Origin of the sequence: Polynucleobacter sp. AP-Reno-20A-A9 (assembly GCF_018882085.1) — a bacterium.
GTDB lineage: Bacteria > Pseudomonadota > Gammaproteobacteria > Burkholderiales > Burkholderiaceae > Polynucleobacter.
This window is the reverse complement of the sequence record NZ_JACVPB010000001.1, coordinates 240,654-259,226: the sequence shown is the minus strand read 5'-3', so window position 1 is coordinate 259,226 and position 18,573 is coordinate 240,654. Positions and strand designations below refer to the sequence as shown.

Genomic DNA, 18,573 nt, shown 5'->3' with positions numbered 1-18,573 from the left:
CCAATGAACTCCCGCTCAAATACCTTTAACCAGCAACTCCAGTCCGCATGGGCTTCCCAAGGCAGCATGCTGTGTGTTGGCTTTGACCCAGATCCGAAGCGCTTGCCCCCCTCCCTACAAGGGAATACCGAGGGCATCTATGAGTTCTGCCGAGAAATCGCTGATGCGACCGCGGATTTGGTCTGCGCCTTCAAACCCCAATTTGCTTACTTTGCCTCCCAAAGAGCAGAGGCTCAACTAGAAAAACTAATTAAGCACCTCAAAGATAAATACCCCCACATTCCAGTAATCCTGGATTCCAAGCGTGGAGATATCGGCAGTACTGCTGACCATTACGCTCTTGAGGCCTTTGATCGCTACGGTGCGGATGCTGTAACCGTGAATCCATATATGGGCTTTGACACGATCGAGCCCTACCTAAAGCATTCAGGCAAAGGGGTTATTGTCCTCTGCCGCACATCCAACCCTGGCGGGTCCGATTTGCAATTCCTGAATGTGGCGCCTAATGGCGAACCTCTTTATCTACATGTAGCCAAACTGGCTGCACAGCAGTGGAATAGTTCTGGTCAGATCAGCCTGGTAGTCGGCGCAACTTTCCCAGAAGAAATTGCCAAGGTACGCGCCATTGTTGGTGATATGCCCTTATTGATTCCAGGGATAGGCGCTCAAGGTGGCGACATTGATGCCACTGTCAGCGCGGGAAAAATAACCGGCAAATCAGGAACAGGGATGATCATCAATTCTTCCCGAGCAATTCTTTATGCCAGCTCAGGACCTGATTTTGCGCAAGCTGCTAGAGCAGTTGCCACGAGCACTCGTGATGCACTACGAGCTGCTACAAGTAAATAAATTATTTACTTGAGCTGCCTTTTGGGTAAGGCGCCAAGGCGACTTTATCCATGTTTTCCAAGACAAATTCTTGCCGAGCGGAATAGTTAATGCTTCCTCGACGGCAATATTGTTGCTTATCAAAACATTTGGGCGCCGGCAGTGCTGAAGCTAGAGCAGCAGCTTGCTCACGATCCAGGGCTGCCGGACTTGTAGAGAAATAATGCTGAGAAGCGGCACCGATTCCAAAAACACCTTCGCCCCACTCTACCGAATTGAGATAAATCTCAAATAATCGCTGCTTAGAAAGTATTAACTCTAAGAGCCCGGTAATGATGAGCTCCTGGCCCTTGCGCAAATAATGTTGCTCTGAAGAGAGAAATAAGTTTTTTGCTAATTGCTGGGTAATAGTAGATCCACCCCGTAACGCTATTTTAGATCTATTGCCTGTTTGAGTTTTTTGCTGATTCTGCTGTTGATTTTTCTGCCAGGCTTTTTGCATATCTTCAACCCGGATGCCTTTGTGTTGAAAAAAGATATCGTCTTCACTGACTAAAACCGCGCGCTTGAGATTGCTCGAGATCTTGTCATAAGGCACCCAATGGGATTGCACTGGACATGTCCAATGCCAAGTGCATAAGCGCCAACGCTCAGCCCTCTGAAATGCGGTGCTACTGGGATCCAAGCCAATCCACATAGCAATCTGCAAGGCGAAAAAGATTTGCATGGCGATCAATCCTGCGAGCAAACACTTCACTGGATATAGAAGCCAGCGCATCAGGGCAAATTAACTGCGTAACTCTGCTAAGACTGCGCGGGGGTCAATCGCGCTCGCTAATTGCGCGCCCCGCCATAGCAAGAATGCATCTGCTGCCTGTTCAACCAACATTCCAAGGCCATCACTAACGCGTGCACCTCGTTGTAGGGCCTGCTGCATGAAGGCGGTAGTTTTGCCATAGACCATGTCATAAGCGAAAGAGCTAGGCACAAAAATATTGCTCACCGCTTCGGGCATCAATGGAGACTCATCGGTTAAACCGGCAGCTGTGGCATTAATGACCAAATCAAATGGATACTGAGTTTTTGCAACATCCTCCAAATCAGCCAAAGTGCGCGACTCTAGCGCCACTTCCTTAGAGCCAGCTAAATCTGCGAATAGCTTCACCAACTCATTCGCCTTTGCGCTGGAACGATTGGCAATGATGAGAGTCTTAGGGGATTGCTCAAGCAAAGGGCCAATCACACCGCGGGCAGCCCCGCCGGCACCGATCAATAAAATACGAGCGCTATGCAGTGCAATACCTTGAGCCAGCAAATCACGAACTAGACCAGCACCGTCCGTGTTGTCACCAAAAATTTTGCCTTCCGTCTTCCACAAAGTGTTAACGGCACCGGCCAATTGAGCACGCGGTGTTAATACATCCGCTAAATTTTGAGCGTCCAGCTTGAAAGGTACGGTGACATTCATGCCTTTACCGCCTGCAGCAAAAAAAGATTGTGCTGCTTGAGCAAATGAACCTATCTCCGGCTGAAGACGGCCATAGTGCATCCGTTGATTTGCTTGTTCTGCAAAGCGTTGATGTATTGCTGGAGATTTGCTATGAGAAATCGGATTACCCGCTACCGCATAGACATCCACGCCAGCAAAAAGGCTTGGATCAGTGTGTAAGGAGGCGGAATCGGCAGAACTCATGATGACTACAGAATAAGCGAATTTGTAAACTGAGTTAGTAAACTTTTTAAATGGTGTTAATGACGTAGCTCTAGGCGATCCACACCATCGCGCGTGAACTCAAAGGTAGAGACCCAGTCTAAGACATCGATTTGATTACGCATTTCCGAAGGAAAAGGACCAAATGGTGCAGAGGCTCTAACGATTGCCAGCGCTTGGCGGTCTAGCTCGGGATTGCCAGAACTACGCCCAATTGAGAGCCCATCCTTACCTTGAGTATTTGTAGTGATTCTGCCCTGGTTATCAACGCTAACGACAATGACTAGACTGCCGTACAAGGGATGCCCACTCGCCCTTGGGAAAAAAGCGCTACCGTAAGCCTCAATCTTTTGACGCATCACATCGTAATAATGCGCGAAGGTAACTGCTTTGGTATTAGCTCCGGTCAATACTTTACGTCTTGGTTCTTTGCTGTCAGCTTGCAAGCGTTTGGCTAACTCAGCCTCTAAAGAATTTAATTGAGGAGTAATTTTTTGTTCGTCACCACTCTTGCGACCGCCTGAACGAGTGCGTTGTTCATCCAACTTTGCGAGCATTTGCTTTTGCTGTTTTTCTAGGATCTCAAGCTTAGCTTCAGCACCTAATCTGGCGCGATGCATAGCAGTGGCTTCTTGATTTTCTGTTTTGCCACCTCCCTGCAAATCAGCCTGCGCCAATTTGCTGGCTTTCTGAGGAGGGGTTTTATTGCTGGCGTTTACCAAAACAACGCTCAGTGGGGTATTCAGTCTTCGACTCTGAATCTCCCCCACACCCCAACGAAAAGATAAGAAAAGAACATGGATCAAAATCGAGGCACATAGCGCAAATTGAAACGGGTAACGATTCCAAGCGCCTTGCAGATAACGCAAAGCCCTAACAAGGCCCTCGGGGCATGGAAACTCTAGCGATTTAATCTGGGCTAGCATCTTCTTTGGAATTTTCCGATGAATCCGACTCTGCAGGCTGGTCAGTCAACTCTTTTTCAGGGGAATCGACCTTTGCTTCAATCTCCAGTACACGAACGCCAGCACTTAACTGCAGCAAATCTACATCTGCGATCACTACTTCAGCACGGGTCATGCGCGGATGAGTTGCCAACTCGGGGATAGGTAAATGTAGAGGCACTAACTCCACTCTAGACATGCCCTCTTTTAAATGGCGCACATGTACCGTTTTCGAATCACCGTCCTGAGTGATCCAACGCAAACACCAATACTTTTCCAGTCGATCCTGAAACTCTCCATAAGCTTGGTAGCAAGACTCAAAGTCAGCCGCAATCCCCATCAAGGTCGCATCTCTAGGCGGGAAAGGGGCAACCATCTTGGCAGTGACACCGTGCTTTGCCAGCGCAATTAATTGCCACTGATTCACCAAATCAGAGTACCGGCGTAAAGGAGATGTACACCACGCGTAATAGTCCAAACCAAGGCCTTCATGGGGTCCAGGAGTGGTTTGCATCCGGGTACGCAATGGACCCCAGCCCTTTTGAGTTCTGAATAATCCAGGAAGACCATGATCTGCTAGAAGCTGTCCTGAGGCGCTATTACAGAAAATCATCCACTCGGCAACGATCGTATCCAAAATAGAACCGCGTTGACGCGGCATGATTTCTACCCGCTGCACCCCATCAACATCTTGAATCTGAAAATGAAAGTCTCTCGCTAGAGCATTTGGATCGATCAGACCTAACTGCTCAGCACGCAAACCATTTGCTACGCGCTTTTCTTGACGACCCGCATGAAGCAGTTTGGCAGCCTGCCATAAGGTCGCCAGCTCTTTGCGATAAGGGTAATTAGCACCCTCATCAAATAGACTCTCTTCGCTTACAAGATGCTCAATATTTTCCAGGCGTAAATTAGCAGCCATTGGCACCATCTCAGCACGCATCTGTAAGCTAGCTCGATTGGCAATACCTTCAGCATCAATATCAACATAGATTGATAAGGCTGGTCTAGGCATGCCCTCATCTAATGAAAATTGCTCAATCACTGAATCGGGCAGCATCGTAATTTTGTCACCCGGAAAGTACACCGTGGACATTCGATTACGAGCCACTTGATCCAATGGATCATCTTTTGTAATGGCCAATCCCGGTGCGGCAATATGAATACCTACTCGATGCCCGCCCTCGATTACCGTTACCGATAGAGCATCATCAATCTCTGTGGTGCCCGAATCATCAATGGAGAATGCTTGCACCTGAGCAAGCGGGAGCTCAGCAACTGCGGCGGCATAAGCCGCTTGATCAACACCAACGGTTGGGTTGTGATCTGCACCACTCGGGAAATGCGCCTTCAGAAACATGCCCTGGTGATACGCCAATGGTGAATCAATCGCACCACATCGAATCATGAGTTGAGCTGAGGATTCACCGGTCTCGGTGCATGCTAAAACCAATGCCTTATAAGCCGAAGTATTTTTATCGGGAGAAAAAAGTAATTGCTTGGCTGAAGACTTCAGTACTTCAGGGAAAGTGCCAGCAACTAATTCTTGCTGCCAAGCGGATTGCTGCTCAAGTTCTTTTTGTTTGCGCTCCAAAGCAGCTAGGCCTGCTTGCAACTGCTCCAGGGGAGCCCTCTGAAAGCGACCGCGCCCTTTGCGACGGAAAAATACTGGCGCGCCTTGCAAGGCAATTGCCAGAGCAACTTGCTGTGGAATGCTAGCTTGAGAACCAAAGTACTCATGTGCCACATCAACTAAACCAAACTCTTCTTCAGGCGCGCAATCCCAAAGGAACTGCAAATCAATATCGGCCGTGAGCGTATTGGCCTCATCTATTGCAGCTTGAGCCTCAGGCTTTTCAAAACGCAGCCATACTTCCTTGGCCTTGAGCTTGATCTTTTTTCCAGAAAGGCTAGTTGCTTGCCAAGACTCTGTGTCCCCAGCCCCTGAGGCAGACTGGACTGTGGCGATCTTAATATCGCCACCTTCTTCGTATAAGAGATTCATACTTAGAGCGAGATCCCGCCGCTGGCCTCTAATGCCACTCCATTGACATAGCTTGCCTCATCGCTTGCTAAGAATAAATACACATTTGCCATTTCAGTGGGGGCACCCAGACGACCAAGCCAACTGCGCTTTTGAATGTCTTGCACAATATTTTCTGGCATGGCCATGACCATTTCGGTAGCGATGAAGCCTGGGCATACCGCATTAACGCGAATCCCCTTAGGACCCAATTCACGCGCCCAGGTTTTTGTAAAACCAATCACGCCGAATTTAGTAGCCGAGTAATTGGTTTGGCCAAAATTGCCGTACAGACCCACAACGCTTGATGCATTGACGACCGCGCCAGCGCCAGCCTCCAACATATGCGGCACGATGATCTGGGTGCAATTGAATACACCCTTCAGATTGACATCAATCACATTATCAAACTGTGCTTCGGTCATCTTAATTAAGCGTGCATCTTGAGTAATGCCGGCATTGTTGATCAAGATATCAATCCGTCCGTGCTTTTGCATGACGTGATCTACGACCGACTGAATGCTAGCGCGATCGGTGACATTCATGGCATAGCCTTCAGCATTGGGTGCTTTTTCAGCAGCACTATTAACAGCCTCCAGACTGATATCAGTCATGATGACTTTTGCGCCCTCCTCTGCAAAACGCTGAGCAGTAGCAAAACCAATGCCCTTAGCGGCACCGGTAATGATGGCTACTTTGTCTTTTAATCTATCGCCCATGATTTGCTTTCTAATTTTGCTTTTGTTATTGATTCTTATTTTTTACTTCGCCGAAATGGCTTTTAATATTTTCTGATGCACGCCACCAAACCCACCATTGCTCATGACTAAAATATGATCGCCTGGCTTCGCCTCTTTTGAGACTGCATTCACTAAGGCCTCAAGATCATCAAAAGCATGCGCCTTGCCTTGCTCGCTTGTATTGAGTGGAGATAAAACTTCTACTAAGTCCCAACCCAGTGATTCCTTGCCAGCGTTGGCGCCATAGGCAAAAACTTTATCAGCGGCCTCTAGGCTTCCGGGAAGTTGGGCTTTCATGACACCGAGCTTCATCGTATTGGAACGTGGCTCCAGAACCGCCAAGATACGGGCCTTACCAACACGGCGACGAAGGCCATCAACCGTAGTCGTAATCGCTGTTGGGTGGTGCGCAAAATCATCATAGACCGTGATGTTATTTGCAATACCAATTGTTTCTAAGCGGCGCTTTACATTCTTAAACTCCGCCAATGCACGGGCAGAATCTGCTGGCGAGATGCCAATATGATTTGCGCAAGCAATAGCCGCAAGTGCATTGAGTTGATTGTGTCTCCCCATCACGCCAGAATCAGGCGCCCATTTCACAGCCGCCACCTCCTTGCCAGCCCTACGCACAATAAAGCCATCAGCCTCTTGAGAAATTAATGACCATTCATTGGTCAGCTCTTGACCGAAGCGCTCTACAGGGGCCCAAGCACCGCGCTTAATCACACTTGCCAACGCCGGCTCTTCGCCATTCACCACCAACAAACCATCGCCCGGAACAGTGCGCACTAAATGATGAAACTGGGTTTCGATTGCCGCAAGATCTGCAAAAATATCTGCGTGATCAAACTCTAAGTTATTTAACAAGGCAGTACGTGGTCGGTAATGAACAAACTTACTGCGCTTATCAAAGAAAGCGGTGTCATATTCATCGGCTTCAATAACAAAATATTTACTTTCACCCAAACGTGCAGACACTGTGAAATTCAAAGGCACTCCACCAATGAGATAGCCTGGCTTATAGCCGTTGAATTCCAAAATCCAAGTCAGCATGGCTGAAGTCGTTGTCTTGCCATGGGTACCCGCTACGGCCAGAACATGTCGCCCATACAAAACTTGTTCGCCCAACCATTGAGGGCCAGAAATATAAGGTAGCCCTTGATTGAGAATTGCCTCCATTAATGGATTGCCGCGAGAAACCACATTGCCAATCACGAATAAATCAGGCATGGTCTCAAACTGGGATAATTGATCGGGGGAGAATCCCTCAATCAGTTCGATACCTTGAGCTTCAAGCTGCGTACTCATTGGTGGATAGACGTTGGCATCGCAACCAGTAACGCGATGCCCGGCTTGCCTCGCAATTGCGGCAATGCCGCCCATGAAAGTACCGCAAATGCCCAAGATATGTATATGCATTAGCGAATTTTAGCGAAGGAGTTGCAATGAACCGCAGACAATTGATCATCATCGTCGCAATTAGTCTTTTGGCACTCCTTGGGGGCGTACTAACCTCCCAGTGGATTTATAAAACTGGCTTAGCCAGCGATCCTGCCGTAAAAGCATTTTTTGCGAATTCCTGGCAAACGCCCGATGGAAAAACAGTTGACACCCAAAAATGGCAGGGGAAAGTGTTGGTGGTGAACTTTTGGGCCTCCTGGTGCCCGCCCTGCGTCGAGGAAATGCCCGCTTTAGATAAACTGCAGCAAGAGTTTTTGCAACAAAATGTCTTATTTGTCGGCATCGGTATTGATTCCCCCTCTAATATTCGTGAATTTCTTTCAAAAACTCCAGTTAGTTACCCCATCGTGATTGGCGGTCTTGAAGGTAGCAATCTTTCTAAGCAGATGGGCAATTCCCAAGGTGCCCTTCCTTACACCATCATCATCAATGCCAAGGGTAAGGCGAGCTACAGCAAACTAGGAAAGATAAGCGAAGATGACGTTAGAAGCGCTATTAAATCTGCTTTATAGGCATTTTTAAGCTATGAATGGATTTACTAGGCTATCAATTTCCGCCTAAAAATTAAGCATTTATTTAGATATCTTCCTTTAAAAGCGATGAAAATTCCTGTTTTTGAACTGAGTTTTTGGTCTTTCCCCGTCTTTAAAAAGGTATACTTCCCCTCATAAGCAATCGAGCATGAAGTTATTTAGCAATTTACGCTTAACTGCCTCTAAAAACAGGGATCTATGTCGAAAAAAGCTTCAATTCTCGTAATCCAGGGCCCAAACCTAAATTTATTAGGCACCCGTGAACCCGATGTTTACGGAAAAACTACCCTAGAAGATATCCACCAAAAGCTCGGCGAACTGGCAAAAGCGCAGTCCGTTGATCTTGGTACCTTTCAAAGCAATCATGAAGGCGAGTTAATTGACCGCATTCAACAGGCTAAACAAGATGGGGTCGATTTCATCATCATCAATCCAGGCGCCCTTACCCACACAAGCGTTGCATTACGCGATGTCTTGGCTGGGGTTGCCATTCCCTTTACAGAAGTCCATTTATCCAATATTCATCAGCGCGAAGAATTCCGTAAACATTCCTATTTGTCCGATATTGCAACCGGAGTGATTTGTGGTCTTGGTGCGATTGGCTATGAATTAGCACTTCAAGCGGCCATAGCCCGTTTGCAGAAATAAAACCATTTAAAGAATTACAAGAGAGGAAGCACTCGTATGGATCTGAGAAAACTAAAAACCTTGATCGACTTAGTTTCTGAATCAGGCATTTCAGAATTAGAGGTCAATGAAGGTGAAGATCGCGTTCGCATTGTTAATGCCGGATCTCCTGCGCCAGTTGGTCAAATGGTTTACGCCAATCCAGCGCCTGCACAAACAATGCAAGCTGCACCAGCAGCTAGCGCACCTGTCGCAACAGCCCCTATCGCCGAAGCTCCCGCTGCTGAAACTGGCTTTGTTGCGAAATCTCCGATGGTTGGTACCTTCTACCGCGCCCCAAATCCAGAATCTCCGAACTTCGTCAACATTGGCGACACGGTAAAAGTAGGTCAAACGCTTTGCATTATTGAGGCAATGAAGTTGCTCAATGAAATCGAATCCGAGCATGCTGGTGTGATCAAAGAAATTCTTTGTGAAAACGGTCAAGGCGTTGAATTTGACCAGCCGCTTTTCATCATCGCTTAATTGACTACCTTTAGATCAATTCCAATTCACCCTAACTTAACTCAGAGCCGACATGTTCGATAAGATTCTGATTGCCAATCGGGGAGAAATTGCTCTCCGTATCCAACGCGCATGCCGCGAGTTGGGAATTAAAACTGTAGTGGTGTACTCCACCGCAGATAAAGAAGCGAAGTATGTAAAGCTTGCCGATGAAGCCGTTTGTATCGGGCCAGCGCCATCTCCGCTTAGCTATCTCAATATGCCAGCGATTATTTCTGCGGCGGAAGTTACCGACGCTGAGGCAATCCATCCTGGTTATGGCTTCCTTTCTGAAAACGCAGACTTTGCAGAGCGGGTTGAGAAATCTGGCTTTGCTTTTATTGGGCCTACAGCCGCATCCATTCGCTTGATGGGTGACAAAGTTTCTGCAAAACGCGCCATGATTAAAGCTGGCGTGCCTTGCGTACCTGGATCAGAAGGCGCCCTTCCTGATAACCCAAAAGAAATTATTGCGACAGCTAAAAAGGTTGGTTATCCGGTAATCATTAAAGCTGCTGGCGGTGGTGGTGGTCGCGGCATGCGAGTGGTTCACACCGAAGCTGCACTGATCAACGCTGTCAATATGACTCGGGAAGAAGCAGGCCGTGCGTTTGGTAACCCAGAAGTCTATATGGAGAAGTTTTTAGAAAAACCTCGCCACGTAGAGATTCAAATTTTGGCCGATACCCATGGCAATGCTATTTGGTTGGGCGAGCGCGACTGCTCTATGCAGCGTCGCCATCAAAAAGTGATTGAGGAAGCGCCAGCTCCGGGCATTGATCGTCGCTTGATCGCCAAAATTGGTGAACGTTGCGCAGAAGCCTGTCGCAAGATTGGCTACCGTGGCGCAGGAACATTTGAGTTTCTCTACGAAGATGGCGAATTCTTCTTTATTGAGATGAATACCCGCGTTCAGGTAGAGCATCCGGTGACCGAAATGATTACTGGTGTGGATATTGTTCAGGAACAAATTCGTATCGCAGCTGGCCTGAAATTGGGCTATCGCCAAAAAGATATTGTTTTCCGTGGTCATGCTATTGAGTGCCGCTTGAATGCTGAAGACCCATTCAAATTCACTCCAAGCCCAGGCAAAATTGGTTCGTTCCATATGCCTGGTGGTCCCGGTATCCGGGTTGATTCGCATGCTTACAGTGGCTACGTAGTTCCATCAAACTATGACTCTATGATCGGCAAATTGATTTCTTACGGCAATACTCGTGAGCAAGCTATTCGCCGCATGCAGATTGCGCTCTCTGAGATGGTGATTGACGGCATTACAACCAACGTTCCACTCCACCGTGAACTCATGCTGGATCCAAACTTCATTGAAGGCGGCACCAGCATTCACTACCTGGAACATCGCCTAGAAGAGCAAGCTGCAAGTCGCGGTAAATCCTAATGATGAAAGCGCTTCATGTCTTATCGTGAACTGGTATTCACGGTAGCCGCCGAAACCGCTGAGCCTTTGGGTGACGCGCTTTTGGATTTGGGCGCCCTGTCCGTCACTGTTGAAGATGATGCTGCTGGTGGCTATGACGAAAACCCACTCTATGGTGAGCCAGGACTGTCTCCAGAAGTACAAGCATGGGATAGATCAGCGGTAACCGCCCTTTTTAATCCAGAGATTGATGCCTCAGGCAGCGCGGAGTTTATTCCTGATCTGCTTGAATCCCTTAAAGAGGCGGGCTTTCATCTAGCACCCCCTCAAGAAAAAACCGTTGAAGAGCAAGATTGGGTTCGCTTAACCCAAAGTCAATTTGCACCCATTCAGATTGGTGAGCGGATTTGGGTGGTGCCATCGTGGCATGACGCACCAACTGATCCCAATGCAATTTGTCTTGCCGTTGATCCAGGCCTTGCATTTGGCACTGGCAGTCATCCCACTACGCATTTATGCCTACTTTGGCTTGAACAACAAAGCCATTTACAAAATCAAAGTCTCTTAGATTACGGTTGTGGTTCAGGTATTTTGGCAATTGCTGCGGCAAAGCTGGGCTGTAAGCCAGTGATTGGCACTGATATTGATCCACAAGCGATGGTTGCCGCTCGCAGCAATGCAGAAATCAATAACACCACCATTCGCTTCGTCTTGCCAAATGAAGGCGCCATCGAGCTGGCTGCCGAAACTAAATACGACATCGTGATGGCCAATATTTTGGCAAATCCACTGCAAGTTCTTGCTCCTGCTTTAGTCAACAAGATGAAAGCAGGCGGACGCATTGTTTTATCTGGCGTACTTGCCCGCCAAGCTGAAGAAGTGATTGCCACCTATAGCCAATGGCTCAAACTCTCCGTCTGGAAAGAGAGTGAGGGCTGGGTTTGCTTACACGGCACCTTAAACAAGGATAAGCAAAGCAATTCTGAAAATACTTTTGCTGCACTTGCTCAAAAAAAAAGTCTTAAGTTAGCTCTATACGCTGTTTTACTGCTGCTCTTGCTTGTTTTTGGAGAGCACCTTTCTAGAAACGCATTGCTTCCCGCATTAGCGCCACGAATTGATGGGACATCGAATTCAATTACTGTTCGTGCATTTCATCTTTTACAACGCATTGACGAAAAACTTTGTCGCTCACTAGGATGTCTAGATCGCGTTGTAAGCGATTTTGCCGCTTGGAAAATAACTTCAGCCGCACTTTCACCAGAAAACGCGCGCGAGGGGCTTAAAAACGCCGCAAATCAATCTCTGTTGCAAGTAGAGATACAAAATCGCCTAGCCATTCCTGTTTTAGCTCCGAATTTAGAAATTTCTTTGACTGATGCAGAGGAATCTGAGATCAAGGCAATGCAATTCACTCCACAAGAGTGGCTATCTAAAGCTTGGCAAGAATCTCATCCGGATTTTTTAAAAAAAGGGATTTCTTCTGGCGAAATATTTCAGCTTGAGCTACCCATTTCTCTGCCACCAAATGCTGCGGGCTATCGTGTTCGAGTGCTCTACCCCTAAATCAATCCATAAACACCACATTTACACCCCGATTTTTATAAAGAAAGTAATTTATGTCTAGCTTGATCTGTGGCTCTATCGCCTACGACACCATCATGAATTTTGAAGGTAAATTTGCCGATCAAATCCTCCCAGAGCAGATTCATATTCTGAATGTGGCCTTCTTAGTGCCCACTATGCGCCGTGAATTTGGTGGTTGCGCCGGCAACATTGCTTACAACCTCAATCTTTTAGGTGGGGATCCCATCATCATGGCCACAGTGGGTGGCGATGCCGCTCCGTATATGAGCCGTCTTGAGCAACTCAAGATTGATGCCAGCCATATTCGCCAGATCGATCAAGCTTTTACCGCACAAGCCATGATCACCACTGATCAAGCAAACAACCAAATCACCGCTTTCCATCCCGGCGCCATGGGTGAATCTCACCTTAACCAAGTCTCCGCTGTTGTGGCCGAACGTAGCAAGAACGCTAAGGGTCCAGCGAAATTAGGAATCGTTGCACCTGATGGTCGTCAAGGAATGTGGGAGCACTGTCATCAATTGGCCGATGCCAATATTCCATTTATCTTTGATCCAGGCCAAGGTTTACCGATGTTTAATGGTCCCGAGCTTCTGGAATTGGTCGATATCGCCAGCTATTTGGCAGTAAATGACTACGAGGGAGAGATGCTTTCTCAAAGAACTGGCTTGAGCTTGGCAAAAGTGGCTGAGCGAGTCAAGGCACTGATTGTTACTAAAGGTGCTCAAGGTGCCGATATCTACTTTGAAGGTAAATGCATTGCGATTCCGCCGGTACCAGCCGCAAAAGTAGTAGACCCAACAGGCTGTGGGGATGCATTCCGCGGTGGATTACTGTTTGGCCTAGAAAACGGCATGGACTGGGATACCACCGGTCGCCTTGCTAGCCTCATGGGTTCAATCAAGATTACCCATCAGGGACCACAAAATCACCAACTAAGCAAAGATCAGATCGCAGAACAATTTAAAGCAGCGTTTGGCTTTAGTTTCTAAACAAAAATAATCCTAGGCTAACTAGGATCACTCGTTTCTTAGTCTGGAAATAAAAAAGGGGTCTCGTGAGAGACCCCTTCTAGTAACACCCGTCCAATTAAGGACGTGTGCCAGTTGGGAAGGGCCAAGCAGCGGCAGGATTCAACGCACTAGTCGCTGATGCAGCTTTCTTAGCCGCGGGCTTTTTTACAGCAGAGCCCGCTTTCTTCGCAGCAGGCTTACTTACTTTTTTTTTGCTACGCGCTTCTTTGCTACTTTTTTAGCTACTTTTTTAGCAGCTGGCTTTTTAGCAGCAGCTTTTTTAGCAGCAGGACGCTTCTTAGCTACTTTTTTAGCAGCAGGCTTCTTAGCAGCAGCTTTTTTAGCAGCAGGACGCTTCTTAGCAGCTACTTTTTTAGCAGCAGGCTTCTTAGCAGCTACTTTTTTAGCAGCAGGCTTCTTCTTAGCTACTTTTTTAGCAGCAGGCTTCTTAGCAGCTACTTTTTTCTTAGCAGCAGGCTTCTTTGCAGCAGGTTTTTTCTTGGCGATTGCCATAGTAATGCTCCTTCACGTGAGGATTAGTACAAACTACATTAAGAAGACCCGACCACTCATTTCTGCTGGGTTTTGCAACCCTTTAGATCTGGCGAGCGAGCCATTCATCGGCGCGCGGCTTGATGCTAGGTGCTGCACGCTAATGAATCCTGGAAAAAAAGCCGTGGCCCCAAAGGACAACGGCTTCTTAAATGTGCTGGAAAAAATAGAGAGAATAGCCCAGGCACCCTTGAACAAGGGTTTTCGGATTTGAGTCTGTTTTTGCTGACTTCTTAAACTATCCAACCGTCTAATCTCCAATTTAGCCGGCCATGCGCTTACTTGCTACTTGCTACTCCCAACTTAGCGCACCGCCAGTTTGATACTCAATAACGCGTGTCTCAAAAAAGTTTCGCTCTTTTTTCAGATCAATCATTTCTGACATCCATGGAAATGGATTCTCTTCATTTGGGAACATCGCGTCAAGTCCTATTTGCAAACATCTGCGATTACAGATGTATCTTAGGTACCCTTTGAACATCGGAGCGTTCAATCCGAGCACTCCGCGAGGCATCGTATCTTCAGCATAACGGTACTCTAATTCAACCGCTTTTTCGAAGATGGATTTGATCTCGTCTTTGAACGCGGAAGTCCATAACTGCGGGTTCTCCAGCTTGATTTGGTTAATCAAATCGATGCCAAAATTGCAGTGCATAGACTCATCGCGCAGGATGTATTGATACTGCTCAGCAGCACCCGTCATTTTGTTTTGACGACCCATTGCAAGTATTTGCGTAAAACCAACATAAAAGAACAAACCTTCCATCACGCAAGCAAAAACAATGAGTGATCGGAGCAACTTTTGATCGTTTTCTAATGTGCCAGTCTGAAAATTCGGGTCAGTTAAAACATCAATAAACGGAATTAAGAATTGATCTTTGGCACGAATAGATTCAATTTCGTTGTACGCATTGAAGATTTCAGCCTGATCTAAACCCAAAGATTCCACAATATATTGGTACGCATGGGTATGAATTGCCTCTTCAAAAGCCTGACGCAATAGGTATTGACGGCATTCTGGAGCCGTAATGTGGCGATAAGTACCCAAAACAATGTTGTTTGCAGCCAAAGAGTCTGCAGTCGTAAAGAAACCAAGATTACGTTTAATGATGCGACGCTCGTCTTCTGTTAGGCCATTCGGATCTTTCCAAAGCGCGATATCGCGGTTCATATTGATCTCTTGCGGCATCCAGTGGTTTGCACAACCAGCTAAATACTTCTCCCAAGCCCATTTGTACTTGAAAGGAACCAACTGATTTACGTCAGTCTTGGCATTAATCACGCGCTTATCAGCGGCGTTTACACGCAAAGCTGCACCACCAGATAAATTGGCGGCCTCTACTGACGCAGGTGCAGCAGTTTGGGGTGCCATTGCAACTTGATCTGGTTGTGGACGTTGTGGCTCCACTGCTACCGGCTGCGGTGCAAGACCAGCTTTCGCTAGTGCTGGAGCAACTTCCTCTTCCCAATTCAACATAACTTTCTCCTAAATTCTTCTATTAATCACCAATAAGCAAACGGCTTATTGGCATGCTTCACATTCTTCGAAACCAGCGTCGCCTGGGCGCATTGTGCAGGCTGGTCCATCTAATTCTTGCGCTGCTGCCGCATCAGTACCGTTTACACCACCGCCACTAGAAACAGAGTTCAATTGACCGCTAGCAACTGTTGATTTCTCAACGTGTGTTGCAGCCATTGTGCGGAGGTAATAGGTTGTCTTCAAACCACGCAACCAAGCCAACTTATAGGTATCGTCCAATTTCTTACCAGATGCGCCGCCCATGTAGATATTCAATGACTGAGCTTGGTCAATCCACTTTTGACGACGGGATGCTGCCTCAACCAACCAGCTTGGCTCAACCTCAAAGGCAGTTGCATACAAATCACGTAAATCTTGTGGGATGCGATCAATCTTCGACAAAGTGCCATCAAAGTACTTCAAATCGGCAATCATGACTTCATCCCAAAGGCCACGATCTTTCAAATCACGCACCAAGTACTCGTTTACCACTGTAAATTCGCCTGAAAGGTTAGATTTCACAAACAAGTTTTGGAAAGTTGGCTCGATACAAGCCGATACACCAATAATATTAGAAATCGTTGCTGTTGGGGCAATAGCCACACAGTTGGAGTTACGCATACCATGTTGCTTAATGCTTGCGCGCAAGCCGCTCCAATCCATAGTGGAAGAGTTATCTACCTCAACATAACCACCACGCTCAGCCGCTAACATTGCTACTGAATCCTGTGGAAGGATGCCGCGATCCCATAAAGAACCTTTATATGTGCTGTAAACGCCGCGCTCAGCCGCCAATTCATTCGATGCTTGATAAGCGTAGTAGCAAACGGCTTCCATTGAAGAGTCAGCAAACTTCACAGCCTCATCACTGGCATAAGGAATACGCTGCATATGCAAGCAATCCTGGAAGCCCATGATGCCCATGCCGACTGGACGGTGCTTCAAGTTGGAATTACGCGCTTTAGCAACTGCGTAGTAGTTGATATCAATCACGTTGTCCAACATACGCATTGCAGTGCGTACGGTTCTTTGAAGCTTCTCGTGATCCAAGATCATCTTGCCGTTGGCATCTGTAGTCATGTGAGCAGTTAGGTTCACAGAACCCAAGTTGCAAACTGCAATCTCAGTCTCATTCGTATTGAGGGTGATCTCAGTACAGAGGTTAGATGAGTGAACTACACCAATATGCTGCTGTGGGCTACGAATGTTGCAAGGATCCTTGAAAGTAATCCATGGGTGGCCAGTTTCAAACAACATACCGAGCATCTTGCGCCACAATTGCTGCGCTGGAATGCGGCGGAATGGCTTCAACTCACCACGGTCAGCTTTTTGCTCATAGGCAACATAAGCCTCTTCAAACGCTCTACCGAATTTGTCATGTAAATCCGGGGTATTAGATGGTGAGAACAAAGTCCAATCGCCACCTTCCATTACACGCTTCATGAACAAGTCAGGAATCCAGTTAGAGGTATTCATATCGTGTGTACGACGACGGTCGTCGCCAGTGTTCTTACGCAATTCCAAGAACTCTTCGATATCTAAGTGCCATGTTTCCAAGTAGGCGCAAACCGCACCTTTACGCTTACCGCCTTGGTTCACAGCAACTGCAGTGTCATTTACCACTTTCAAGAACGGCACAACACCTTGTGATTTACCGTTAGTACCTTTGATATGGCTTCCCAATGCACGCACGTTAGTCCAGTCATTGCCCAAGCCACCAGCAAACTTAGATAACAAAGCGTTTTCTTTCAATGCCTCGTAGATGCCATCTAAATCATCATCCACAGTCGTCAAGTAGCAGCTAGAAAGCTGTGGACGGGTAGTGGCAGAGTTGAACAAAGTAGGGGTGCTGGACATGAAATCGAATGTAGAGAGGATTTCATAGAACTCAATCGCACGACGTTCACGATCCATCTCATTCAAAGACAAGCCCATTGCAACGCGCATAAAGAAAGCCTGTGGCATTTCAATGCGGCGCTCTTCAATATGCAAGAAATAGCGGTCATACAAAGTCTGCAAACCGAGGTAATTGAACTGCAAGTCACGATTAGCGTTCAATGCTGCGGCCAAGCGCGGTAAGTCAAACTCGCGCATACGTGGATCTAACAATTCAGCAGAAATGCCTTCGTTGATGTACTTTGCAAAGTAAGTGCTGTATTCAGCCTGCGTATCACCTTGCAATACTTCCTTGCCAAAGATTTCTTTACGAATTACGTGCATCAAGATGCGCGCTGTTACTTGGCTATATGCAGGATCTTTTTCAATCAAAGTACGGGAAGCCAAAATAGCGGAGTCATATACCTGCGCCATTGGTACGCCGTCGTACAAATTCTTGATAGTTTCAGTAATGATTGGTGTTGCATCAATGTTATTACCCAAACCTTCGCAAGCCGCCTCAATCACAGTGCGCAAAGCAGCCATATCAAGCCACTTCTCAACGCCGTTGTCAGTTACCTTGATGCCAGACTCACCAGCTTGATTCGCAGTTTGCGCTTCTTGGGAAACTTCTTGCTGAGCAGCGCGCTCTTGGTTGCGCTTTTCGCGATAAAGAACGTAAGCACGAGCAACGTTGTGCTCACCACTACGCATCAAGGCCAACTCAACCTGGTCTTGAATATCTTCAATATGGAAAGTTCCGCCATTTGGACGGCTACGCAACAACGCGCGCACAACAGAGTGGGTCAACTGTTCTACTTGTTCACGAACACGTGCTGATGCAGCACCTTGTCCGCCATTAACCGCTAAAAATGCCTTAGTTACTGCAATCGCAATTTTGGATGGCTCAAACGCTACAACTGAACCATTACGGCGAATAATTTTGTAATCAGATAATTGGGTTGCCTGGGCGCCACCAACACCACCTGCCACAAAGCTGGCAGAAGGGGCTTGATTTACGGCCCCTGCAGGACTCATTCCTGGGTTATTCGCTCCAGCTGGTTGGCCTGCTGTCTGTGGATTAGCGTATGTCATGTTGCTCCTGCGTATATATATAGTTATTTGGACAAAATATCGTTAAAAAACAATGGGGTATTGCTGGATTCCAACACTACATCTAGTGTTTCGAAGTGCATTAGGCACTAAGTATAGGGAAATATTTGATAATTGGTAAGC

At 47.1% G+C, this 18,573-nt stretch carries 16 protein-coding genes and 1 pseudogene; 8 read left to right on the top strand and 9 right to left on the bottom strand.

Annotated features, from left to right (window positions below; genetic code table 11):
- The first annotated feature begins 3 nt into the window (after positions 1–3).
- A complete protein-coding gene (gene pyrF / locus ICN39_RS01355) occupies positions 4–849 on the top strand; it encodes an orotidine-5'-phosphate decarboxylase (protein WP_216232336.1) in 846 nt (281 codons plus the stop codon).
- 1 nt (position 850) lies between these two features.
- On the opposite strand, the gene mtgA is transcribed toward pyrF, so the two are convergent.
- Genes mtgA through mpl form a run of 6 tightly spaced genes read right to left on the bottom strand, consistent with a single transcriptional unit; the run spans position 851 to position 7,668 of the window.
- Complete coding sequence (mtgA, locus tag ICN39_RS01350; protein WP_216232335.1) at positions 851–1,606, bottom strand: monofunctional biosynthetic peptidoglycan transglycosylase; 756 nt, start codon at positions 1,604–1,606, stop codon at positions 851–853.
- A gap of 9 nt (positions 1,607–1,615) precedes the next feature.
- Positions 1,616–2,521, bottom strand: coding sequence for a shikimate dehydrogenase (gene aroE / locus ICN39_RS01345; RefSeq protein ID WP_216232334.1), 906 nt, complete (start codon positions 2,519–2,521; stop codon positions 1,616–1,618).
- 56 nt (positions 2,522–2,577) lie between these two features.
- Positions 2,578–3,465, bottom strand: a complete 888-nt coding sequence (locus ICN39_RS01340; RefSeq protein ID WP_216232333.1) for an energy transducer TonB — start codon at positions 3,463–3,465, stop codon at positions 2,578–2,580.
- On the bottom strand, positions 3,449–5,488 hold the full coding sequence (locus ICN39_RS01335; RefSeq protein ID WP_216232332.1) for a ribonuclease catalytic domain-containing protein: 2,040 nt from the start codon (positions 5,486–5,488) through the stop codon (positions 3,449–3,451). The genes ICN39_RS01340 and ICN39_RS01335 overlap by 17 nt, the downstream gene beginning before the upstream one ends.
- Before the next feature lie 2 nt (positions 5,489–5,490).
- Positions 5,491–6,225 (bottom strand): 3-oxoacyl-ACP reductase FabG, encoded by a 735-nt coding sequence (gene fabG / locus ICN39_RS01330; protein WP_216232331.1) that lies wholly within the window; start codon positions 6,223–6,225, stop codon positions 5,491–5,493.
- Between the two features lie 42 nt (positions 6,226–6,267).
- Positions 6,268–7,668 carry a UDP-N-acetylmuramate:L-alanyl-gamma-D-glutamyl-meso-diaminopimelate ligase gene (gene mpl, locus ICN39_RS01325; RefSeq protein WP_216232330.1) on the bottom strand — a complete coding sequence of 467 codons (1,401 nt, stop codon included), beginning with the start codon at positions 7,666–7,668 and terminating at the stop codon, positions 6,268–6,270.
- Between the two features lie 26 nt (positions 7,669–7,694).
- Between mpl and ICN39_RS01320 the strand changes: the two genes are divergently transcribed.
- From ICN39_RS01320 to ICN39_RS01295, 7 genes and pseudogenes are all read left to right on the top strand, one after another.
- Complete coding sequence (locus tag ICN39_RS01320) at positions 7,695–8,222, top strand: TlpA disulfide reductase family protein (RefSeq protein ID WP_216232329.1); 528 nt, start codon at positions 7,695–7,697, stop codon at positions 8,220–8,222.
- A gap of 219 nt (positions 8,223–8,441) precedes the next feature.
- Positions 8,442–8,891, top strand: coding sequence for a type II 3-dehydroquinate dehydratase (gene aroQ / locus ICN39_RS01315; protein WP_216232328.1), 450 nt, complete (start codon positions 8,442–8,444; stop codon positions 8,889–8,891).
- 36 nt (positions 8,892–8,927) lie between these two features.
- Positions 8,928–9,395, top strand: a complete 468-nt coding sequence (gene accB / locus ICN39_RS01310; protein WP_216232327.1) for an acetyl-CoA carboxylase biotin carboxyl carrier protein — start codon at positions 8,928–8,930, stop codon at positions 9,393–9,395.
- A 52-nt stretch (positions 9,396–9,447) separates the two neighbouring features.
- Positions 9,448–10,812 carry an acetyl-CoA carboxylase biotin carboxylase subunit gene (gene accC, locus ICN39_RS01305; protein WP_216232326.1) on the top strand — a complete coding sequence of 455 codons (1,365 nt, stop codon included), beginning with the start codon at positions 9,448–9,450 and terminating at the stop codon, positions 10,810–10,812.
- 15 nt (positions 10,813–10,827) lie between these two features.
- Positions 10,828–11,748, top strand: a pseudogene (prmA, locus tag ICN39_RS11150) (50S ribosomal protein L11 methyltransferase); the annotation flags it as partial.
- Between the two features lie 90 nt (positions 11,749–11,838).
- Positions 11,839–12,357 carry a DUF3426 domain-containing protein gene (locus ICN39_RS11145; RefSeq protein WP_255532245.1) on the top strand — a complete coding sequence of 173 codons (519 nt, stop codon included), beginning with the start codon at positions 11,839–11,841 and terminating at the stop codon, positions 12,355–12,357.
- Between the two features lie 53 nt (positions 12,358–12,410).
- Positions 12,411–13,370, top strand: a complete 960-nt coding sequence (locus ICN39_RS01295; protein ID WP_216232324.1) for a carbohydrate kinase family protein — start codon at positions 12,411–12,413, stop codon at positions 13,368–13,370.
- A 222-nt stretch (positions 13,371–13,592) separates the two neighbouring features.
- On the opposite strand, the gene ICN39_RS01290 is transcribed toward ICN39_RS01295, so the two are convergent.
- From ICN39_RS01290 to ICN39_RS01280, 3 genes are all read right to left on the bottom strand, one after another.
- Positions 13,593–13,904, bottom strand: coding sequence for a histone H1-like repetitive region-containing protein (locus ICN39_RS01290; protein ID WP_255532237.1), 312 nt, complete (start codon positions 13,902–13,904; stop codon positions 13,593–13,595).
- A 331-nt stretch (positions 13,905–14,235) separates the two neighbouring features.
- Positions 14,236–15,420, bottom strand: coding sequence for a ribonucleotide-diphosphate reductase subunit beta (locus tag ICN39_RS01285; RefSeq protein ID WP_216232323.1), 1,185 nt, complete (start codon positions 15,418–15,420; stop codon positions 14,236–14,238).
- Positions 15,421–15,465: 45 nt separating this feature from the next.
- Positions 15,466–18,375, bottom strand: a complete 2,910-nt coding sequence (locus ICN39_RS01280) for a ribonucleoside-diphosphate reductase subunit alpha (RefSeq protein ID WP_370623654.1) — start codon at positions 18,373–18,375, stop codon at positions 15,466–15,468.
- Positions 18,376–18,573 lie beyond the last annotated feature (198 nt).